20 protein-coding genes are annotated in these 19,712 nt (G+C 71.1%); 10 read left to right on the top strand and 10 right to left on the bottom strand.

What is annotated here, in order from left to right:
• The first annotated feature begins 36 nt into the window (after window positions 1–36).
• The gene (locus ACSQ4M_RS15695; RefSeq protein WP_436190378.1) at window positions 37–708 is read left to right on the top strand and encodes a hypothetical protein; all 672 of its coding nucleotides are present in this window, start codon (window positions 37–39) and stop codon (window positions 706–708) included.
• Between the two features lie 51 nt (window positions 709–759).
• On the opposite strand, the gene ACSQ4M_RS15690 is transcribed toward ACSQ4M_RS15695, so the two are convergent.
• Window positions 760–1,401 carry a hypothetical protein gene (locus ACSQ4M_RS15690; protein WP_436190377.1) on the bottom strand — a complete coding sequence of 214 codons (642 nt, stop codon included), beginning with the start codon at window positions 1,399–1,401 and terminating at the stop codon, window positions 760–762.
• A complete protein-coding gene (locus ACSQ4M_RS15685) occupies window positions 1,398–2,966 on the bottom strand; it encodes a methyl-accepting chemotaxis protein (protein WP_436190376.1) in 1,569 nt (522 codons plus the stop codon). Before ACSQ4M_RS15685 ends, ACSQ4M_RS15690 begins: the two co-directional genes overlap by 4 nt.
• A gap of 217 nt (window positions 2,967–3,183) precedes the next feature.
• Between ACSQ4M_RS15685 and mutS the strand changes: the two genes are divergently transcribed.
• From mutS to ACSQ4M_RS15670, 3 genes are read left to right on the top strand one after another with little or no spacing between them, the layout of a single operon-like run.
• On the top strand, window positions 3,184–5,862 hold the full coding sequence (mutS, locus tag ACSQ4M_RS15680; RefSeq protein ID WP_436190375.1) for a DNA mismatch repair protein MutS: 2,679 nt from the start codon (window positions 3,184–3,186) through the stop codon (window positions 5,860–5,862).
• On the top strand, window positions 5,859–6,686 hold the full coding sequence (locus ACSQ4M_RS15675) for a peptidase (RefSeq protein ID WP_436190374.1): 828 nt from the start codon (window positions 5,859–5,861) through the stop codon (window positions 6,684–6,686). The genes mutS and ACSQ4M_RS15675 overlap by 4 nt, the downstream gene beginning before the upstream one ends.
• Window positions 6,683–7,528 (top strand): alpha/beta hydrolase, encoded by an 846-nt coding sequence (locus ACSQ4M_RS15670; RefSeq protein ID WP_436190373.1) that lies wholly within the window; start codon window positions 6,683–6,685, stop codon window positions 7,526–7,528. The genes ACSQ4M_RS15675 and ACSQ4M_RS15670 overlap by 4 nt, the downstream gene beginning before the upstream one ends.
• Here the strand turns inward: ACSQ4M_RS15670 and ACSQ4M_RS15665 are convergent.
• Together ACSQ4M_RS15665 and ACSQ4M_RS15660 are read right to left on the bottom strand one after the other, a co-directional pair.
• On the bottom strand, window positions 7,512–7,844 hold the full coding sequence (locus ACSQ4M_RS15665) for an antibiotic biosynthesis monooxygenase family protein (RefSeq protein ID WP_436190372.1): 333 nt from the start codon (window positions 7,842–7,844) through the stop codon (window positions 7,512–7,514). The two genes, ACSQ4M_RS15670 and ACSQ4M_RS15665, sit on opposite strands and share 17 nt — an antisense overlap.
• 10 nt (window positions 7,845–7,854) lie before the next feature.
• The gene (locus tag ACSQ4M_RS15660) at window positions 7,855–8,478 is read right to left on the bottom strand and encodes an FMN-binding negative transcriptional regulator (protein WP_436190371.1); all 624 of its coding nucleotides are present in this window, start codon (window positions 8,476–8,478) and stop codon (window positions 7,855–7,857) included.
• An 84-nt stretch (window positions 8,479–8,562) separates the two neighbouring features.
• Between ACSQ4M_RS15660 and ACSQ4M_RS15655 the strand changes: the two genes are divergently transcribed.
• Window positions 8,563–10,047, top strand: a complete 1,485-nt coding sequence (locus ACSQ4M_RS15655; protein ID WP_436190370.1) for a PLP-dependent aminotransferase family protein — start codon at window positions 8,563–8,565, stop codon at window positions 10,045–10,047.
• Window positions 10,048–10,064: 17 nt separating this feature from the next.
• On the opposite strand, the gene ACSQ4M_RS15650 is transcribed toward ACSQ4M_RS15655, so the two are convergent.
• Entirely contained in the window at window positions 10,065–10,211 is a 147-nt protein-coding gene (locus ACSQ4M_RS15650) for a hypothetical protein (RefSeq protein WP_436190369.1), read from the bottom strand.
• Between the two features lie 47 nt (window positions 10,212–10,258).
• On the opposite strand from ACSQ4M_RS15650, the gene ACSQ4M_RS15645 reads away from it, so the two are divergent.
• Entirely contained in the window at window positions 10,259–10,522 is a 264-nt protein-coding gene (locus tag ACSQ4M_RS15645) for a hypothetical protein (protein ID WP_436190368.1), read from the top strand.
• 208 nt (window positions 10,523–10,730) lie between these two features.
• Here the strand turns inward: ACSQ4M_RS15645 and ACSQ4M_RS15640 are convergent, their stop codons facing one another.
• The 5 genes from ACSQ4M_RS15640 to ACSQ4M_RS15620 form a co-directional block, all read right to left on the bottom strand.
• Complete coding sequence (locus ACSQ4M_RS15640) at window positions 10,731–11,378, bottom strand: DUF1345 domain-containing protein (protein ID WP_436190367.1); 648 nt, start codon at window positions 11,376–11,378, stop codon at window positions 10,731–10,733.
• 2 nt (window positions 11,379–11,380) lie between these two features.
• Window positions 11,381–12,217, bottom strand: coding sequence for an IclR family transcriptional regulator (locus ACSQ4M_RS15635; protein ID WP_436190366.1), 837 nt, complete (start codon window positions 12,215–12,217; stop codon window positions 11,381–11,383).
• A gap of 14 nt (window positions 12,218–12,231) precedes the next feature.
• Window positions 12,232–12,951: an SDR family NAD(P)-dependent oxidoreductase gene (locus ACSQ4M_RS15630; RefSeq protein ID WP_436190365.1), complete on the bottom strand. Its 720-nt coding sequence runs from the start codon at window positions 12,949–12,951 to the stop codon at window positions 12,232–12,234.
• Window positions 12,952–13,130: 179 nt separating this feature from the next.
• The gene (locus ACSQ4M_RS15625; protein ID WP_436190364.1) at window positions 13,131–14,096 is read right to left on the bottom strand and encodes a Bug family tripartite tricarboxylate transporter substrate binding protein; all 966 of its coding nucleotides are present in this window, start codon (window positions 14,094–14,096) and stop codon (window positions 13,131–13,133) included.
• An 84-nt stretch (window positions 14,097–14,180) separates the two neighbouring features.
• A complete protein-coding gene (locus ACSQ4M_RS15620) occupies window positions 14,181–14,708 on the bottom strand; it encodes a 2,4'-dihydroxyacetophenone dioxygenase family protein (protein ID WP_436190363.1) in 528 nt (175 codons plus the stop codon).
• A gap of 134 nt (window positions 14,709–14,842) precedes the next feature.
• Here ACSQ4M_RS15620 and ACSQ4M_RS15615 point away from each other — a divergent pair, with 134 nt between their 5' ends.
• The 4 genes from ACSQ4M_RS15615 to ACSQ4M_RS15600 all read left to right on the top strand — a co-directional run bounded on the left by ACSQ4M_RS15615 (window position 14,843) and on the right by ACSQ4M_RS15600 (window position 19,632).
• Window positions 14,843–16,042, top strand: a complete 1,200-nt coding sequence (locus ACSQ4M_RS15615) for a trans-sulfuration enzyme family protein (RefSeq protein WP_436190362.1) — start codon at window positions 14,843–14,845, stop codon at window positions 16,040–16,042.
• Window positions 16,039–16,800 carry a DUF3750 domain-containing protein gene (locus ACSQ4M_RS15610; protein ID WP_436190361.1) on the top strand — a complete coding sequence of 254 codons (762 nt, stop codon included), beginning with the start codon at window positions 16,039–16,041 and terminating at the stop codon, window positions 16,798–16,800. The genes ACSQ4M_RS15615 and ACSQ4M_RS15610 overlap by 4 nt, the downstream gene beginning before the upstream one ends.
• 338 nt (window positions 16,801–17,138) lie before the next feature.
• Window positions 17,139–17,831, top strand: coding sequence for a response regulator (locus ACSQ4M_RS15605; RefSeq protein WP_436190360.1), 693 nt, complete (start codon window positions 17,139–17,141; stop codon window positions 17,829–17,831).
• Window positions 17,832–17,856: 25 nt separating this feature from the next.
• On the top strand, window positions 17,857–19,632 hold the full coding sequence (locus ACSQ4M_RS15600; protein ID WP_436190359.1) for an ATP-binding protein: 1,776 nt from the start codon (window positions 17,857–17,859) through the stop codon (window positions 19,630–19,632).
• The last annotated feature ends 80 nt before the right edge of the window (window positions 19,633–19,712 follow it).

Below are 19,712 nucleotides of genomic sequence, written 5' to 3'. Positions count from 1 at the left end.
CCGGAAGCCTTGACAACAAGGAGCATGCAGCGACCTATGGCAGCCGACGAACAAGCGCCGCGGGATTGGCTCTTGGCGGAGTATGAGATGGCTTGGACGACGCAATCCGAGATCAACTCCCGGATCAACACCGTGTACAGCGCCGCCATGACAATTTCGGTCGCGCTGCTCGGAGCTCTCGCGGTCTGGGCGCTCGCCTTTCCCAAAGCGGACGATCCCGCCTTGCCCGCCCCGCTTCGCGCCCTGATCTTTGTGCTTCCCAATGCGATCACCCTGCCCATGTTTTCCCACAACCTGGGGCAACGGCGCGCCATCGTGCAGTTGGCGGCTTACTGGAAAGTCATGGTGGATTCCGCAGCGCAACGGTTGACATGGGCTTCGAGGATCGAGCTGTACCGGGAAACCCTCGCCTCCGATGCCAGATTCGCTCGCTTGCGCTCAGAGGCGAACGACCCCATCCCCGCTTCGTACTGGAGCGTCTACTTCGCATCGCTGGTTCTTGCCGTGGCCAGCTGCTTCTTCAGCAACCTTCCGAAGCACAGCGAGTTCGGCTTGCTGCTGCTTCCGGTGTTTGGAGCGGTCGGCATCCTGTTGACGCAGCTGACATATGAATGGCGGCGGGTCATCACCCACGACCTCCCCGACATGACGGCTGCGTGGTTGGCTGTTCAGGCGCGGGAACGCAAACCGTTGGCGGACCGCTCATAGGGGCACCGCAGAGGGGCCGCGCCACACGCGTTGCGCAGCTTGCTGCGCACCTCAAAACCCCACCCGCACCCCCACGCTGAACACCGCCTTGCGCTCCGAGCGGCCCAGCGTGCCGTCGATCTGCAGGTTCTTGACGAGCTCGCGGCGCAGGCCGGCCTGCAGCGTGGGCTTGCCGTGCTGCTGGCCGAAGGCCTCCACATGGGCCGTCACGGCACCGAGCTCGAACTCCTTGGCCACGCCCCACAGCGCGTGGGTGCCGCCGCCATCGAGCCGGTGCGCGCCCAGGTTCAGGTGCAGCGGGCCGCCATCCAGGTTGCAGGTGACCAGGCCGTTGGCATAGGTGGCGTCGCTGCGCTCGCGGTGCAGGTGCATGCGGCCGACCACGGCGCCGAGGTTGCAGCCGCCCTCCACCGACGGCGTGAGCCGCATCTTGGCCTGCACGGCGGTGCTGGTCTCGGGCGCGGAGAAGCTGCGCTCCACGCCCAGGCCGAGTTCCAGCCAGTCCAGCACGCCCACGCCCAGCGTGCTGGTCCACAGCCGTTCCCGGCTGGCGGGGCGCGCGTACCAGGTCTCGACCTGGCCGCCGCCGACGTCGGCCACGTTGGCGTCGTCCACCGTGAGCGGGCGGCCGGCCCAGACCGATGCACCAGCCAGGCACAGGAGCGCTGCGGCCAGCAGATGCAGGCGCTTCATGCGGCATGCTCCCGCAGTGCGACCGCGCTGCTGCCGCCCGGCAACCGGAACGCCGCCACGGCGTTGACCAGACCTTGCGCCTGGCCCTTCAGGCTGCTGGCCGCGGCCGCGATCTCCTCGACCAGCGCGGCGTTCTGCTGCGTGCTGCGGTCCATCTGCGTGACGGCGTCGCCGACCTGCGAGATGCCGGCGGCCTGGCCGTCGCTGGAGGCGGTGATCTCGCCCACGATGTCGGTCACGCGGCGGATCGCCGCGACGATCTCGTCCATGGTGCCACCGGCACTGCCGACGAGCCGCGTGCCGGCCTCCACGCGCTGCACACTGGTGCCGATCAAGGCCTTGATCTCCTTGGCTGCGTCGGCCGAGCGGCCCGCCAGGGCGCGCACCTCGGAAGCCACAACCGCGAAGCCGCGGCCCTGCTCGCCCGCGCGCGCCGCCTCCACCGCGGCGTTCAGCGCGAGGATGTTGGTCTGGAAGGCAATGCCGTCGATGGTGCCGATGATGTCGGCGATGCGGCGCGAGGACTCCTCGATCTCCTGCATGGTGCGCACCACCTCGCCGACCACGGCCCCGCCCTGCGCGGCCACGGCGCTGGCCTTGGCAGCCAGCTGGTTGGCCTGGCGCGCGCTGTCGGCGTTCTGCTGCACGGTGGCGCGCAATTCCTCCATCGAGGCCGAGGTCTGCTGCAGCGCACTGGCCTGCTGCTCGGTGCGCATGCTCAAGTCCTGGTTGCCCTGGGCGATCTCCACGCTGGCGTGGGCCACGCTGTCGGAGTTGTGCTGCACGCTGCGCACGATCTCGCTGAACTGCGCCTGCATGCGCGCCATGGCCGAGAGCAGGCGGCGCGTCTCGTCGTTGCCGTGCGCGGCCGCGCTGCCCGTGAGGTCGCCATGGGCCAGGCGGTCGGCCATGCCCACGGCATCGGCCATGGGGCGCTCCATCTGGCGCGTGAGCCAGACGGCTGCGCCGATCAGCAGCACCGCCGCCACCACCAGCGCGGCCACCACCTGCGCGGCCGCGCTCTGCACGCTCTGCGCGGCCGCGGTGTGCACCGCCTCGCTGTTGCGCTCGATGGCCTCGGCCTGCGCCGCCATCTGCGCCTCCAGGTCGGAGAAGGCCTTCTGGAACGCCGGGTAGGCGGCCAGCGCGGAAGCGGCGTCGCCGGCCGCCAGCTCCTGGATGCGCCGGGCCGCGCCCGTGTAGGCCGACACCAGCGGCAAGGTCGTGACCACCACGCGCTTGACCTCGTCGGAGGTGGGCAACTGCTGCAGGTCGTCCAGGGCCTTGCGGAAGATCTCGGTGTGCGCGGCCAGATCCTTGACGGCCTCGGCCACTTGCTCCTTGTTGCCCTCCTTGGCGCCGAGCAGGGCGAGCAGCACGTCGCCACGCACGGCGTCGTGCATCATGTCGGCCTCCTGGCTGCTCTGCAGCGCAGAACCCAGGTCGACCGCGCGGCCGATCTCGTCGGCCAGCCGGTTGCCGTTGAGCAGGCCGATCACACCCACCAGGCCGGCCATCACGACGCCTACCACCCCCAACCCCAAGACCTGGCTGCGCAGCTTCATCGGTGCATTCCTTTGTGTGGACCGTAGGCTTGGGCATTTCATCAGCCGGCCGGCGCACCGGCCACCGGATGCCGACAAAGGGGCTTGCCGACAAGCCGAACGGTTCGGACCACGCTTGCAATCCAGGTGTGTACATGCGTGCAAGCCTTGCACCATGGCCAGCGCGCCACGGGCCGGGGCGGCGACTTGGCGACAATCGCCTCCCGCACCGAACCGCATGCCAAGCCCCTTGTCCTCGCAATCGCCCATGCCCAAGCCCGACTTCTCGGCCCACACGCCGATGATGGCGCAGTACCTCGGCCTGAAAGCCGACTTCCCCGACACGCTGGTCTTCTACCGCATGGGGGATTTCTACGAGCTGTTCTATGCCGACGCCGAGCGCGCCGCGGCGCTGATGGACATCACGCTCACGCGGCGCGGCCAGTCGGCCGGCGAGCCGGTGGTGATGTGCGGCATCCCGTTCCACGCGGTGGAGAGCTACCTGGCCAAGCTGATCCGGCTGGGCGAATCGGTGGCGATCTGCGAGCAGGTCGGCGAGGTCACGGGCAAGGGCCCGGTGGAGCGCAAGGTGGTGCGCGTGGTCACGCCCGGCACGCTGACCGACACCGCCCTCCTGGCCGACAAGACCGAATCCGTGCTGGCCGCCTTCTACCCCGGCCCGCGCCAGCGCTGCGGCTTGGCCTGGCTGGCGCTCACGCAGTCCGAGCTGCAGCTGGCCGAATGCAGCATGGACGAATTGCCGGGCTGGCTGGCCCGCATCGGCCCGGCCGAGCTGCTGCTGCCGGCCGATGTGCCCGATGCGCTGGAAGCACGCATCCGCAGCCTGCGCCTCACCACGCCGCAGGGCGGGCCGCTGGCCCTGTCGCTGCGCCCGGCCTGGCAGTTCGATGGCACGCTGGGCCAGCGCAAGCTCTGCGAGCACCTGCACGTGGCCAGCCTCTCGGCCTGGCATGCCGAGGGCCTGCCGCAGGCGCATGCCGCGGCCTCGGCGCTGCTGGCGTTCGCCGAACACACGCAGGGCCAGGCGCTGTCGCACCTGCAGGCGCTGCGCGTGGCGCGCAGCGACGCGGCCATCGACCTGCCGCTCAGCACGCGGCGCAACCTCGAACTGGTGCAGACCCTGCGCGGCGAGGACAGCCCCACACTGTTCTCGCTGCTCGACACCTGCATGACCAGCATGGGCAGCCGCCTGCTCAAGCGCTGGCTGCTGGAGCCGCAGCGCGACCGCGCCGAGGCCCATGCGCGCCTGCTGGCCACCGCCGTGCTGCGCGACGCTCCGGGCGCCGGCCACTACGCCAAGCTGCGCGAGCAGCTCAAGGGCACGAGCGACGTGGAGCGCATCACGGCACGCACCGCGCTCTACCAGGTGCGCCCGCGCGAACTGGTGGCGCTGCAGCTGGCCTTGCAGCGCGCCGGCCTGCTGGCCGACAGCATCGACGGCCTGCCGGGCCTGCTGGCGCAGATCCGCCAGGACCTGGAGCCGCCGCCCGAATGTGCAGCCCTGCTGGCCGCCGCCATCCTCGAAGAGCCGGCCGCGCTGGTGCGCGACGGCGGCGTGATCGCCACCGGCCACGACGCCGAGCTCGACGAGCTGCGCGCGATCCAGAACAACTGCGACGCCTTCCTGCTCGACCTGGAAACGCGCGAGCGCGCGCGCACCGGCATCGGCAACCTGCGCGTGCAGTTCAACAAGGTGCATGGCTTCTACATCGAGGTCACGCAGGGCGCGCTCGACAAGGTGCCGGCCGACTACCGCCGACGCCAGACGCTCAAGAACGCCGAGCGCTTCATCACGCCCGAGCTCAAGACCTTCGAGGACAAGGCGCTGTCGGCCCAGGAGCGGGCGCTGGCGCGCGAGAAGTGGCTGTACGACCGGCTGCTGGGCCAGTTGCAGGCCTTCGTGCCGGCCCTGTCGCGCCTGGCCCAGGCCATGGCCACGCTCGACGTGCTGTGCAGCTTCGCCGAGCGCTCGCTCACGCTGAACTGGTGCGCGCCGCAGTTCGTGAAAGAGCCCTGCATCGAGATCGAGCGCGGCCGCCACCCTGTCGTGGAAGCGCGCCTGGCCGAGACCTCGCAGGCCGCCTTCATCGCCAACGACACGCGGCTGCACGTCAAGCAGCGCATGCAGGTCATCACCGGCCCCAACATGGGCGGCAAGTCGACCTACATGCGCCAGGTGGCGCTGATCGTGCTGATGGCCAGCATCGGCAGCCATGTGCCCGCGAGCAGCTGCCGGCTCGGCCCCATCGACGCGATCCACACGCGCATCGGCGCGGCCGACGACCTGGCCAACGCGCAATCGACCTTCATGGTCGAGATGACCGAGGCCGCGCAGATCCTGCACGGCGCCAGCCGCCACAGCCTGGTGCTGATGGACGAGATCGGCCGCGGCACCTCGACCTTCGACGGCCTGGCATTGGCAAGTGGCATCGCAGCGCAGCTGCACGACCGCACCCAGGCCTTCACGCTGTTCGCCACGCACTACTTCGAGCTGACCGAGTTCCCGGCCAAACACCACGCCGCGCAGAACGTGCATGTCAGCGCGGCCGAATCGGGCGGCGACATCGTGTTCCTGCACGAGATCCAGACCGGCCCGGCCAGCCGCAGCTACGGCATCCAGGTGGCGCGGCTGGCCGGCATGCCCGCGCCGGTGCTGCACCACGCGCGCCACACGCTGGAGCAGTTGGAGCAGCAGGCCAGCGAGAGCCAGGCGCAGATCGACCTGTTCGCGCCGCCGCCGGCCGCGGCGGTGGCCGAACCCAGCCCCGTAGAATCCGCGCTGGCCGGCATCGACCCCGATGCGCTGACGCCGCGCGAGGCGCTCGATGCGCTGTACCGCTTGAAGAACATCGCGCGCCGCGAACAGGCCACCCTCGCCAACAGCCCCACCCCATGACTTACTGCGTCGCCCTCAAACTCAACGCCGGCCTGGTGTTCCTGTCCGATTCGCGCACCAACGCCGGCCTGGACCAGATCAGCACCTTCCGCAAGATGATCGTCTACGAGCGGCCGGACGACCGCTTCATGGTGCTGCTGTCGGCCGGCAACCTGAGCATCTCCCAGTCCATCCGCGAGATCCTGCAGGTCGAGCAGTTGAAGGAGTTCGAGGACAGCGACCCCATCACGATCTGGAACGCCAAGAGCATGTTCGACGCCGCCCGCGTGCTGGGCGCGGCGGTGCGCCGCGTGTACGAGCGCGACGCCGTGTCGCTGCGCCAGTCGGGCGTGGAGTTCAACGTCTCCATGATCTTCGGCGGCCAGATCAAGGGCGAAGGCATGCGGCTGTTCCAGGTCTACTCGGCCGGCAACTTCATCGAGGCCACGCCCGAGACGCCCTACTTCCAGATCGGCGAATCCAAGTACGGCAAGCCCGTGCTGGACCGCGTGATCACGCCCGACACGCCCTTGGACGAGGCCGCCAAGTGCGCGCTGGTGTCGATGGACTCCACGCTCAAGTCCAACCTCTCGGTGGGCCTGCCGCTGGACCTGGTGGTCTACGGCGTGGACGATTTCCGCACCGACAAGGTGGTCTGCATCGACGAGCAGAACCCCTACTTCCGCATGCTGCACGGCTCCTGGGGCCAGAAGCTGCGCGAGGTCTTCGACAGCATCGAGGACCCGCAGTGGGCCGGCGGCCCGACCGAGCAGCCGCTGATGGTCGCGGCCAGCCGCGGCAAGCCGCTGCGCAAGATCAGCAACCCGGACGAGCGCCTGATTTGAGCACCGCAGCGGGCGAGCGCGGGCTGATCGTCTTCTCGCACGCCAACAGCTTTCCGGCCTCGACCTACCGCGTGCTGTTCGCCGAACTGCGCGCGCGCGGCTTTCGGATCGCGGCCGTCGAGAAGTACGGCCACGACCCCAAGTATCCGGTCAGCAACAACTGGCCGCACCTGGTGCAGCAGTTGGTGGACTTCGCCACCCAGCAGAACGAGAAGGCCTGGCTGGTCGGCCATTCGCTGGGCGGCTTCCTGAGCGCGATGGCGGCCGCGCGCGCGCCGCAGCTCGCGCGCGGCGTGCTGCTGATCGATTCGCCGCTGATCGGCGGCTGGCGCGCCACCACGCTGGGCCTGGCCAAGCGCACGCCGCTGGTGGGCTCGGTCTCGCCCGGCCGCATCAGCCGCGCGCGGCGCAACGCCTGGCCCGACGCGGCGACAGCGCTGGAGCACTTCCGGCACAAGAAGGCCTTCGCCAAGTGGGATCCGCAGGTGCTGGCCGACTACATCGAACACGGCACGCACGACGAGGTGCACGAAGGCCAGCAACGCCGCGTGCTGGGCTTCGACCGCGACGTGGAAACCGCGATCTACAACACCCTGCCCGACCACCTGGACCGGCTGCTGCGCCGGCACCCGCTCAAGTGCCCGGTGGCCTTCCTGGGCGGGCGCCAGTCGGTGGAGATGCGCCAGGTCGGCATGGCGATGACGTCGCGCATCGTCGGCGCCGACGGCAAGGGCGACCCGGGCCGCGTGATGCTGCTGGACGGCAGCCATCTGTTCCCCATGGAGCGGCCGCTGGCGACCGCCGCGGCGATCGAGGCCTCGCTGCTCAACCTGGGGGCGTAGCACGCGCCAGCGGATGCGCGATGCGGCCGTCGCCATGCGCGGCCAGCACCTGCGCCACCACCACGTGGTAGCCCGCCAGCCAGCGCGCCTGCTGCTGCTTGGCCGCGCGGTGCGTGGGGTGCTGCATGAGCTGCTCCAGCGCGGCCATGCTGTCCCAGTAGTAGCTGTTGGCGACCAGGCCCGTGGCCGGGTTCTCCCAGGTCTCCTCGCCCAGGTAGCCCGGGATGGCGCGCGCGGCCTCGGCGATGGCCGCGTCCATGCGGTGGAATTCGGCGTCGAACGCGCCCGGCGCGAAGGTGAAGGTGGAGACGAACACGCGCGCGCCCTCAGACGGTGCGGCGCATGGCCTGCGCGAGATCGGCATGGCCCAGCGCATCGAGCCTTCCGGCGGCGCCTTCGCGGTCGCGCACGTCCTTGTTCTGGCTCAGCTTGGACTTGCCCACCAGCCGCGTCACGGCGATCTCGATGCCCACGATGTGCTGCAGCAGGCCGTCGATGTAGTCGGGCGCGGAGTCGCCCATGCGCCAGGGCCGCGGCTCGGCCGCCTCGTGCTGGCGCGTGAGCCGCGCCACCAGGCCGCGCACGAAGCGTTCGTCGTCGCGGATGGTGAGGGTGCCGTGGGCGTGCACGACCGCGTAGTTCCAGGTCGGCACCTGGCGGTGCGTCTCGTGCTTGCTCGGGTACCAGTTGGGCGAGATGTAGGCCTGCGGGCCATGGAACACCACCAGCACCGGCGTGCCCGTGGGGCAGCGCTGCCACAGCGGGTTGGCGCGCGCCACATGGGCCGTGAGCAGGCCCTGCGGGCCGGCGCCGGCATCGAATTCGAACGGGATGTGGTCGGCGTCCAGCCCTTCGGGGCCGTGGGTCACGAGCGTGCCCAGCGGGTGGGCCTGGACCAGGCGCTGCAGTTCGGCGGGATCTTGCTCGGCAAAGTGGGTGGGCAGGTACATCGTGGTGGGTGTGCGGGCGATTCGGCAGGGCGCACTGTGCCGCAGCACCGGCACAATGGGAAGTACCAGTTTTCAGCCATTTTCATGGACCAGTTGCAGCACGCCGGAGGCAGCGGTGCGGGCCGCCGCATCTACGACTGGCTGCGCGCGCAGATCGCCGACGGCAGCCTGCCGGCCGGCGCGCGGGCGCCCTCCACGCGCGCGCTCGCCAGCGAGCTGGGCGTCTCGCGCACCACGGTCACCTCGGTCTACGAGCAACTGGCGGCCGAGGGCTTCCTGCTCACCGCCGGCGGGCGGGTGGCGCGGGTGGCGACGCCGCCCACCGCTGCCGCGGCGCCGGCACTGCGTGCCACGCGCTCCGCCAGCATGCCGCCGCTGTCCGCCTTCGGACGCCGCGTGGCGGCGATGGACCTGCCGGCCCTGGCCGCGGACGGGCCCGCTCGCATCGATTTCCTGTATGGCGCGCTGGCGCCGCGCGACTTCCCGGTGCTGGCCTGGCGGCGCGCCTACCAGGCCGAACTGCTGCGCCAGCAGGCCAGCCTCTCCTACGCCGCACCCGAGGGCGACGCCACGCTGCGCCACGCGCTGCAGGCCTACCTGCGCCGCGCGCGCGGGCTGGCCTGCAGCGCCGGGCAGATCCTCGTGGTGCACGGCGCGCAGCAGGCCATCGACCTGTGCGCCCGGCTGCTGCTGGACGCCGATGCCGCCTTCGTCTTCGAGGAGCCCGGCTACCTGATGGCGCGCCGCTGCTTCGAGGCCACAGGCGCCCGGCTGCTGCCCGTGCCAGCCGACGCCCATGGCCTGGACACCGCGCAGTTGCCGCAGGACGCGCGCGCCCGGCTGGCCTACGTGACGCCCTCGCACCAGTTCCCGCTGGGCGGCGTGCTGCCGATCGCGCGCCGCATGGCCCTGCTGCAGTGGGCGCAGCGCCAGCAGGCCTGGGTGGTCGAGGACGACTACGACGGCGAGTTCCGCTACGGCCAGCGCCCCATCGATGCGCTGCAAGCCATCGACACCGACGGCCGCGTGCTCTACGTCGGCACCGTCTCCAAGGCCTTGTCGCCGCAGCTGCGCCTGGGCTACATGGTGCTGCCGCCGCAACTGGTGCCGGTGTTCCGCCAGGCCAAGCGCCTGGCCGACCGCCATGCGCCGCTGCTGGAGCAGCGCGTGCTGGCCGCGCTGCTGGACAGCGGTGCCTACGAACGCCACGTGCGCCGCATGCGCCGCGCCCACGAGCGCCGGCGCGCGGCGCTGCTCGAAGCCGTGGCGCAGCTGCCGGGCGGTGCGCATGCGGCCGGCACCGCCGCCGGCCTGCACGTGGTGCTGTGGCTGCCTGCGCTGCGCCCGCGCGACGAGGCCGCGCTCGCCGCCGCGGCGCGCCGGCGCGGTGTCGGCGTCTACCCGGTCTCGCCGCTGTTCGCCGCGCCGCCCGGGCGCGACCGGCCTGCGGGGCTGGTGCTGGGCTATGCCGGCCTCACGGCCGAGCAGATCGCGCAGGGCATGGCCCTGCTGGCCGAGGTGCTGCATGCCGGGCTCCACGGGCCATCGGGCGCCGGCCCCGGGCTGTGACGTCACGCCTCCTCACTTCATCTGGTCGCGGCCGCGACCAGGCCCGCCAGCACCGCCGCGGCGCTGCCCACGGGGGTCGCGCCCATGGCCTGCAGGCGCTCGCGCAGGGCGGCGCAGGCCGGCACGGTGCCGGCCACATCCCGCAGGAGCCCCCATGCGCACACGCCATTCCTTCGCCTTCTCCATGCCGGCACCATCCCATGCGCTCTAGGTGGCGGTGCTGGACTGGAGCTTCACCGTGCTCAGCGCGCTGCGGCTGCTGACCTACCTGCCGACCATGTCGGCCATCCACCAGCTGAGGGACTCCAGCCAGCATTCGCTGCTGACCTGGCTGGTCTGGATGGGCGCGAACGCCGCCATGGGCGCCAGCCTGTACGAGCGCAGCGGCCGCCGGCTGAACAAGCTGATCCTGGTGAACACCGTCAACGCGCTGCAGTGCCTGGCCACCGCGGTGCTGGTGGCCTGGTACCGGTGACTGGCCGTCGCGCACCGCATGCCAGCTTGCCACTGCACGGCGCGCCACCCGCACGGTACGAAACCGGCGCGCAAACCACTGGTCGAGAGGCCGCGGAGCAGGCCATGCCAGCGCAGCCGCGGAACTGGCTCTGCCAGGCCGCCGGGTGCGCCCCCTCGGGGGGGATGGGACTTCTACACGGAGTGAGAAGTCCAAACGGGGGGTCATTTCAAAACAGGCTGGCGGCGATGTTGATGCTGAAGGCCAGGATCGTCGCGTTGAACGCGAACGAGAGCAGCGTCTGCAACAGCGCCACGCGGCGCATGGCCGGCGTGTCGATGGCCACGTCCGAGGTCTGCGAGGCCACGGCGATCGTGAACGAGAAGTACAGGAAGTCGGCGTAGTTGGGACGGAACTGCGGGTCCGCGTCGGGAAACTTCAGGCCGGCGCCGTGCGCACGGTAGTAGACGCTGGCATAGGTCAGGGCGAACACCATGGGCAGCAGCGTCCACGATCCCAGCACGGTCGCCAGCGCCAACAGCACATGCGGCCAGGCATGCGGCAGGCCCGGCTGCTTGGCGGCCGACAGCTCGAACACCACGCCGACCAGGCTGGCCACCGCGGCCAGGCTGACCAGCGCCAGCACCGTGGCCGCGCTCTCGGCCTGGGCCACGGCGGCGCGCTGCACCCGGCCATGGTCGGCACGCACCATCATCACCGCCAGCAGCGCGAGGTAGAGCCAGACCGCCACGTTCCAGCCGACCAGGGCGCGCGTGACCAGATTGGGCGCAGGCAGCAGCAGCGCGCCGGCCAGGCCCGTGGCGCAAGCGCCCAGCAGGTAGGGGCGCACGCCCAGGTGGTGCAACAGGCGCGGCATGGCTAGAACTGCTCGGCGCTGGACAGGGCCGGCACCTCGGCGATGCGCTGGGCCACTTCGGCGCAGGCGGCCAGCAGCGGCGCCACATAGGCCTTTTCAGGATCGTCCTTCTGGCGGAACACCAGCGTGGTCACGCTGATCGCGGCCACGGGCCGGCCGTCGGCCCCGCGCACGGCGGCGCCGAAGCAGGAGACGCCGTTCTCGTGCTCCTCGCGGTCGGTGGACCAGCCGGCCGCCTGCGTGGCGGCCAGTTCGGCCTCGAACGCGGCGCGCTCGGTCAGCGTGTGCGCGGTGTGGCGCGGCAGCGGCAGGCCCTTGAGCAGCGCGGCGCGCTCCGGCGCCGGCAGCGCGGCCAGCCAGGCCTTGCCCACGGCCGTCACATGCAGCGGCACGCTGGTGCCGATGCGCGAGCTCATGCGCACGGCCGAGGGGCTCTCCAGCTTCTCGATGAAGACCATGCTGCGGCCGTTGGGCACCGCGAGGTGCACGGTCTCGCCCGTGAGGTCGCGCAGGCGCTTGAGCGCGTCCATGGCCGCGAGCCGCAGGTCGGACCGGCCCCAGCTGCGCGCCGCCAGCTGGATCAGCCGCGGGCCCAGGGCCAGGCCGTGCGTAGCGGCGTCTTCCACGAGCATGCGCTCGGCCAGCAGCCCGGCCACGATGCGGTGCACGGTGGGCCGCGGAAAGCCGGTGGCGCGCACCAGCGTCGCCACGCTCTGCGGCTGCTCGGCATCGGCCACGAGCTGCAGCACGCGCATGAACTTGCCGAAGGCCTGGGTGCCGGCGACGGCGGGCTGGCCCGCGTCGTCGGGCTCAAGGGAAAGGTCGGGCGCCGTGGTCATGACGGCGCGCATTATCAGGTGACCATGTAGCCGCCATCGACGGGCAGGATCACGCCCGTCATGAAGGCGGCCGCGGGCGTGCACAGGAACACGGCGGCGCGGGCCACGTCGTCGGGCGTGCCCCAGCGCGCCAGCGGCGTGCGCGCGAGGATGGGGCCGGCGCGCGCCGGGTCGTCCTGCAGCGCCTGCGTGAGCGGCGTGGCGATCCAGCCCGGCGCCACCGCGTTGACGCGGATGCCATCAGGGGCGTAGGCAATCGCCAGCGACTTGGTCAGCTGCGCCACGCCGCCCTTGCTGGCCGCGTAGCCTGGCACCAGGCCGCCGCCGAAGAAGCTCAGCATGGAGGCGGTGTTGACGATGCAGCCGCGCCGCGCCTTGAGGCGCGCGCGCGTGGCCGTGCACACGCGCATGGTGCCCGTGAGGTTCACGTTCAGCACGCGCTGGAACACCTCCAGGTCGTGCTCGGCGCCGCGCTGGATGATGCCGGCGCAGTTGAACACGATGTCCAGCTCCGGCATGTCGGCCAGCGCAGCGTGCAGGCTGGCGGCGTCGGTCACATCGCACTGGCGCGCCTGGACGTTTGCCGCCAGCGTGCCGTCGCCCGCGCCCAGGCCCAGTGCCGTCGTCTCGGCGCCCAGGGCCGCGAGGTGGTTGGCGATGACGGCGCCGATGCCCTGCGTGGCACCGGCGACCAGGGCGCGCTTGCCCTTCAGCAAATCAACTTGGTAGGTCATTTCAATGGTCGGTTTCGCCTGCACCGCGCCCGACCTGCGGCCGCGGGTGGCATGTCAAGGTGCCAGTGGACGCGGAGCAGGCCATGCCAGAGCACCCGCGGAACTGGCTCTGCCAGGCCGCTGGGTGCGCCCCCTGCAAGGGGGTTGGCGCAGCGCGCAGCGCGGAGACTGGGGGTGGGTCAAGCTCTGATTCCCAGCTTGGTGATGAGGTCCTTGAAGTACGCGTTGTCCTTTATGATCTTGGCCTTGAAAGCCTGGTCATCGGCATAGACGAAGCCCAGGTTCTGCTTGTCCAGCGTCTCGCGGAAGCTGGGTTCGCTCGACGCCTTGAGCGCCAGGTCTTTCAGGTAGGCCACGACCTGCGGCGACGTGCCCTTGGGGGCGGCGATGCCGCGCCAGGTGCCGATCACGAGGTCGATGCCGCGTTCCTTGAGCGTGGGCACCTTGTCGAAGCCCTTGACGCGCTGCTCGGCCATGACGGCCAGCGTCTTGAGCTTGCCGGACTGCACATGCGTCGTGACCTCGGCCGGGCTCACGGCCACGGCGTCGATGTGGCCGCCCAGCAGCGCCAGCACACCGGGGCCCGCGCCCTGGAACGGCACGTGGTTGAACTTCACGCCGGTCTTGTCTTCCAGCGCCGAGGCCGCCAGGTGCCAGATCGAACCCGGGCCGGCATTGCCCACACCCATCTTGCCGGGCTCCTTCTTCGCCGCGGCCAGGAACTCCTCGACGATGTTCCATGGCGCATCGGCGCGCACCGTGATGGCGGCCTGGTCGGCGTTGAGCTGGGCGATGGGCTGCAGGTCGTCGGCCGCGATCCTGCCGATGCCCATGTGGGCCAGCGTGGCCAGTTCCACGGTGATGACGGCGAGGCGGTAGCCGTCGGGCTTGGCGTGCACCACGTCCTGCCAGCCGATGGAGCCGCTGGCACCGGGCTTGTTGACGATGATGAAGCTCTGCGTGGTGTGCTTGCGCGTGGCGTCGGCGAAGGAGCGCGCCAGCGCGTCGGTGCCGCCGCCGGGCTGGAAGGGCACGACGAGCTCGATCGGCTTGTTCGGAAAGTCGGACTGGGCGTGGGCCGTGCCGGCCACGAAGGGCACGGCGGCCAGGCTGGCGAACTGCCGGCGGGTCAGGGATGTGGACATGTCGATGGTGATGGTGTCGTGGTTGTGGGGGAGTCGGTCAGTGGCGCGGCCGTCCGGCGCAGTCGAAGACGGCGCCGGCAGTGCTCATCGGATGAACTGCTGGGCGTAGTCCGCGCCCAGGCCCACGGCCTCGAAGTGCTTCTTGCACATGTCGATCTTGGTGAACACGTCTTCGTAGCCCATGCCCTTGCCCCAGGGGTCGGTGTAGTACATGACTCCGTTGACCTGGAAGTAGGTGATCATTTCCTGCACGTCCTCGGGCACGTAGAGCGTGTGCGTTTCGCCCGGCGGCTCGAACACGTAGCCGCCCTCCTCGGCCCACCAGTCGTGCTCCAGGTATTTCCAGCGGCCCTTGAGCACGAAGCCGTGCACGGCCTGCGGATGGCGGTGCCGGCTCAGCACGCCGGACTTGCGCACGCGCAGCAGATTCATCCAGTAGCCCTGGCTCGCATTCAGGCACAGCGGGCGGAACCACACGTTCTCGGCCTGCGGCACCCACAGGCGTTCGTCCGTCGGAATCGCGTGGGGAATCACGATCTCGGGCAGGGCTTCGGGTGGATTGGGGTACTGGTAGGGGGTCAGCGGCTCAGGATCGGCGCGGTCGGTCGGCATCGCGGATTGTCCATATAGTGGATATGTGTCCATATTGTAGAAATCCAGAAACCGGCCACAGCCCCGGGATTACCCGCAGCCAACGCGCGGGCGCATCATGCGCACTGGCTTTCTCCTGCGGATTCCTTCCAGCAATGCACCCTTCTTCCGACGACGCCTGGCACGACGCCACCCGCGTGCTGCACGGCGATGCCGGCCTGTCCGACGACACGGCCATCAGCGCGCCCATCCACTACAGCGCGACCTTCAAGGCCCGCGACGCGGCCGAATTCGCGGCCATGGCCGGCACGCCACGCCATGCCGCCTACTACACGCGCTATGGCAACCCAACGCACGCGCGCGCGGCCGCAATCGTCGCCGCGCTGGAGGGCACCGAGACCGCGCTGCTGACGGCCTCGGGCATGGGCGCCATCAGCACCACGGTGCTGGCCCTGGTGCAGGCCGGCGACCACGTGGTGGCGCAGACCCGGCACTACATGAGCACGGCCAAGCTGTTCGACGAAGTTCTGCCGCGCTTCGGCGTGCGGGTCAGCATCGTCGAGCAGAGCGACCTGGCGGCCATCGAAGCAGCGCTCACGCCCGAGACCCGGCTCATCCTCGTGGAGACGCCCGCCAACCCCACGCTGGTGCTGACCGACCTGGCCGGCGTGGCGGCGCTGGCGCAGCCGCGCGGCATCCTGACGGTTGCCGACAACACCTTCGCCTCGCCCGTCAACTGCAAGCCGCACGCGCTGGGCATCGACATCGTGGTGCACAGCGCGACCAAGGCCCTGGGCGGCCACCATGACCTGACGGCCGGCGTCATTTGCTGCTCCGAGGCGCTGGCCGAGCGCATCTGGCCCATGCACACCACGCTGGGCGCAGTGCTCTCGCCCATGGACGCCTGGCTGCTGCTGCGCGGGCTGCGCACGCTGGCCGTGCGCATGGAGCGCATCAACGCCAACGCGCTCGCGCTGGCCGCCTGGCTGGAACGCCAGCCGCAGGTCGAGCGCGTGCACTACCCGCTGCTCGAAAGCCATCCGCAGCACGCTCTGGCCCGGCGCCAGATGACCGGCGGCGGCCCCGTCATCGCCTTCGCGCTGAAGGCCGGCTATGCCGCCACCAGCCGCTTCGTCGCCTCGCTGACGCTGGCCACCCAGGCCGTGAGCCTGGGCGGCGTGGAGACACTGATCGTGCACGCGGCCGCCATGTGGGCCGGCACCATGAACGAGGCGCAGATGCTTGCTGCCGACATCGCGCCCAACTTCGTGCGGCTGGCCGTGGGGCTGGAGCACATCGGCGACCTGCAGCGCGACTTCGCCCAGGCGCAGGCGGCCATGGAGGGCCAGGCATGAGGAGATGGTTGCGCTGGCCGCTGCGCCTGCTGGCCCTGGTCGCCCTGCTGCTGCTGGGTCCCATCGGCGTGCTGGCCTCGGGCAAGCTGGACCTGGACACGCCCTGGCACAGCCGTGAACGCTCGCCCACCGGCCAGGCCCCCGATCCGGCCATCGAGCAACGCGCCGTGGTGCAGGTCTACGGCGCGCGCATCGTGCGCTGGCGCGGGGCCTTCGGCATCCACCCCTGGATCGCGGTCAAGCGCGCCGGGGCCGACCACTACACCACCTGGCAGATCCTGGGCTGGCGCGCGCGCTACGGCGGCGACGCGCTGGTCCAGGGCGAGAGCACCCTGCCCGACACGCACTGGTACGGCGCCTATCCGCGCCTGCTGGTGGAGCACCGCGGCCCCGAGGCCGAGGCCATGATCGACCGCATCGAGGCCGCCGTCGCGCGCTACCCCTGGGGCCACACCTACGGCCTGTGGCCCGGCCCGAACAGCAACACCTTCGTGGCCTGGGTCGCGCGCGAGGTGCCCGAGTTGCGGCTGGACCTGCCGCCCACCGCCATCGGCAAGGACTATCTGGGCCCCGCGCAGTTCTTCGCGCACGCGCCCAGCGGCACGGGCTGGCAGGTTTCGCTGCTGGGCCTGGCCGGAATCACGCTCGCACGCGACGAGGGCCTGGAGCTCAATCTGCTGGGCCTGGGCTTCGGCGTGGACCTGGACGACATGGCGCTGCGCCTGCCCGGGCTGGGCAAGCTGCCCGGCCCGCTCTGATGAATCCAGGCCGGCGCCAGACCGGCCAGATCGGCCTGGCGCTCGCCACGGTCCAGACCTTGGTCGTGACGAAGCGTTCGCGGCGCGGCACGCCGCTCTCGGCGATGGCCGCGGCCTGCTCAGCAGGGCGGCAAGCTTCGCGTGTTTCGTTGGTTTCACGGCGCCGCCGGCCACGCAACAAGCCTGATACAAGAACCGGCGATATGTGCACTACTGCACAGTCCGCCTCCTAAAGAATGATGTTGCCGCCCCCCATCCGCCAGTCCTACGATGCATCAGCCCGGTGCGATTAGTCTGATACCGACGACGAATCCGGGCCCGCCGTCAAGGAGAGGACCATGGAAACACTGTTGGATGTGCAACTGTCCGAGCCAACGGCCGCAGATGCGGCGACCGCCATGCCGCGCAGCACGCGCCGCATCCTGCTCATCGACGACCACGAACTCGTGCGCGCCGGCATCCGCACGCTCTACCCCATGCTCGGCGGGCTGCGCATCGAGTGGATCGAGGCGCCCACACTGGACGAGGGCCTGCGCCTGTACCGCGAGCGCACGCCGGTGGACGCGGTGCTGCTCGACCTGAACCTGGGCGACTGCAAGGGCCTGCAGGGGCTGCGGCGCTTCATGCAGACCTTCCCGCAGGCGCGCGTGGCGGTGTTCAGCGGCACCCAGGACGAATTCGTCGTGCGCCAGGCGCGCGCGCTGGGCGCCGTGGGCTATGTGCCCAAGAGCGCGCAGATGGACCAGATGCGCAGTTCGCTGCAGGCGCTCGTCGACAGCGCGCGCCAGCGCCGCCCGGCCGTGGACACCACCCTGTTCCCGCACTTCCCGTCCTCGGCGATGTTCGACCGCGTCGCCGAACTCGGCCCGCGCCACCTGGAGATCCTGGAGCTCGTGCTGTCGGGCTGCGGCAACCAGGAGATCAGCAACTCGACCGAGCTCTCGCTGGGCACCGTCAAGAACTACGTGTCCTCGCTGCTGCTGGCGCTGGACGTGCGCTCGCGCTCGCACATGATCAGCCTGTTCCGCTGAATGCCCCGCGGCGTTCGGGCGCACCATGCCGAACGCTGCCTTCACCGCCGTCGAGAACGCCGCGCCGGACGAGGCGCCCCCGCTTGAGCGGCGCGCGCGCCGCTCCACCGCGCGGCGCCTGCGCGATGCAGCGGTCGACGAGGCGCTGGCCACCTGGCCCGCCAGCCTGCCCGCGGCCCTGTTGCTGCCGCCCGTGCAGGCCTGGCCCGGCCTGCATGGCGCGGGCGCCGCCACCGTGCTCGGCCTGGCGACGGCGGCAGCGCTGGCCTGTGGACTGCTGGCGCGGCAGCTGGGCCGGCTGAGCCCGGCCGCACGCCGGCGCCAGCGTTCGAGGCGCCATGCCTGCGGCGCGCTGCTGCTGGCCTGGGGCCTGCTGCTCTGCGCCCTGCCCTGGCTGCTGCCGGCCACGGCCGCCAGCAGCCCCGCCATGGCCTTGCTGGTGCTGGTGCCACTGCTGGCCGCGCTGCTGGCGCCGCTGGGCCCGCCCGTGGCGCTGCTGGCGGCCGTGCCGGCGTCACAAGCCCTGGCCTGGGCGCTGCAGGGCGCGCCCGCGCCCGCCAGCGGCAGCGCCGCAGCGGCCGCCCTGCTGGCCGCCGCGCTCGCCCTGTTCGGCCACCGCCGCTGGCGGCGCCAGCGCCTGGCCCATTCCGAACGCGGCGATGCGCTGCACGCTCTGGAGAACGCGCTGCGCGCCGCACACCAGGCCGACCGCGACAAGACCCGCTTCCTGGCCACCGCCACGCACGACCTGCGCCAGCCCGTGCACGCGCTGGGCCTGTTCGCCGGCGCGCTGGAACTGCGGCTGCTGGGCACCGAGCAGGAGCCGCTGGTGCGCAACGTGACGCGCTCCATCGAGGGGCTGGAACGCTCGTTCAACGCGATGCTCGATGTCTCGCGGCTCGACGCCGGCGCGGTCGAGCCCAACCTGCAGCACTTTCCGTTGCGCGACGTGTTCCGCCGGCTGCACATGCAGTACGCCGGCCAGGCCGAGGCGCGCGGCCTGGGCCTGCGCTTCTCGCCGGGCGGCAAGTCGGTCACGAGCGACCCGCAGCTGCTCGAGCGGATCCTCGGAAACCTGCTGCAGAACGCGCTGCGCTACACCGAGCGCGGCGGCGTGGTGCTGGTGGCACGTTCCACGCGCGAGCACATCCACGTGGAGGTCTGGGACACCGGTGTCGGCATCGCGCCGGCCGAGCTGCCGCGCGTTTTCGACGAGTTCTACCAGTGCGGGCGCTCCACCCGCGGGCGCAGCCAGGGTCTGGGCATGGGCCTGGCCATCGTGCGCCGGCTGGCGCGGCTGCTGAACCACGGGCTGACCGTGGCCTCGCACCCCGGCCGCGGCACCATGTTCCGGCTGGCCATCCCGCGCGGCGGCCTGCCCGAGATCCGCGACGCCACGGCCGCCGCCGACACGCGGCCCATGCCGGTGCCGCAGGCGCGCGCCGTGCTCGTGATCGACGACGACGAGGCCATCCGCGAGGGCCTGCGCATCCTGCTCGAGGAATGGGGCTACACCGTGATGGCTGCGGCCAGCGCCGAGGCCGCGCAACGCGCCGCAGCCGCCATGGAACTGCCGCCCGACCTGATCGTCTCCGACCTGCACCTGGGCGATGATGCGGACGGCATCGCCGCCATCGCCGCCGTGCGCCGCCAGTGCGGCTACGAGGTGCCGGCCATCGTCGTGACCGGCGACACCACGCACGAGGAGCTGCAGCGTGCCGCCGAGGCCGGCCACACCGTGCTGATCAAGCCGCTGCAGCCGCGCAAGCTGCTCGGCACGGTGCGCGGCATGCTGCCCTGACGCGCGGCGGCCATCCCCATTTCGCGGGACGCCGCGCCGGCCCAAAGTGACTTTCGTCCGCTGTGCACGCGGTCCTGCCG

Source organism: Pseudorhodoferax sp. LjRoot39, assembly GCF_964253035.1.
Lineage (GTDB): Bacteria > Pseudomonadota > Gammaproteobacteria > Burkholderiales > Burkholderiaceae_C > Pseudorhodoferax.
Note: the sequence above shows the minus strand (reverse complement) of the source record. Positions and strands in the feature narration are given on the sequence as shown.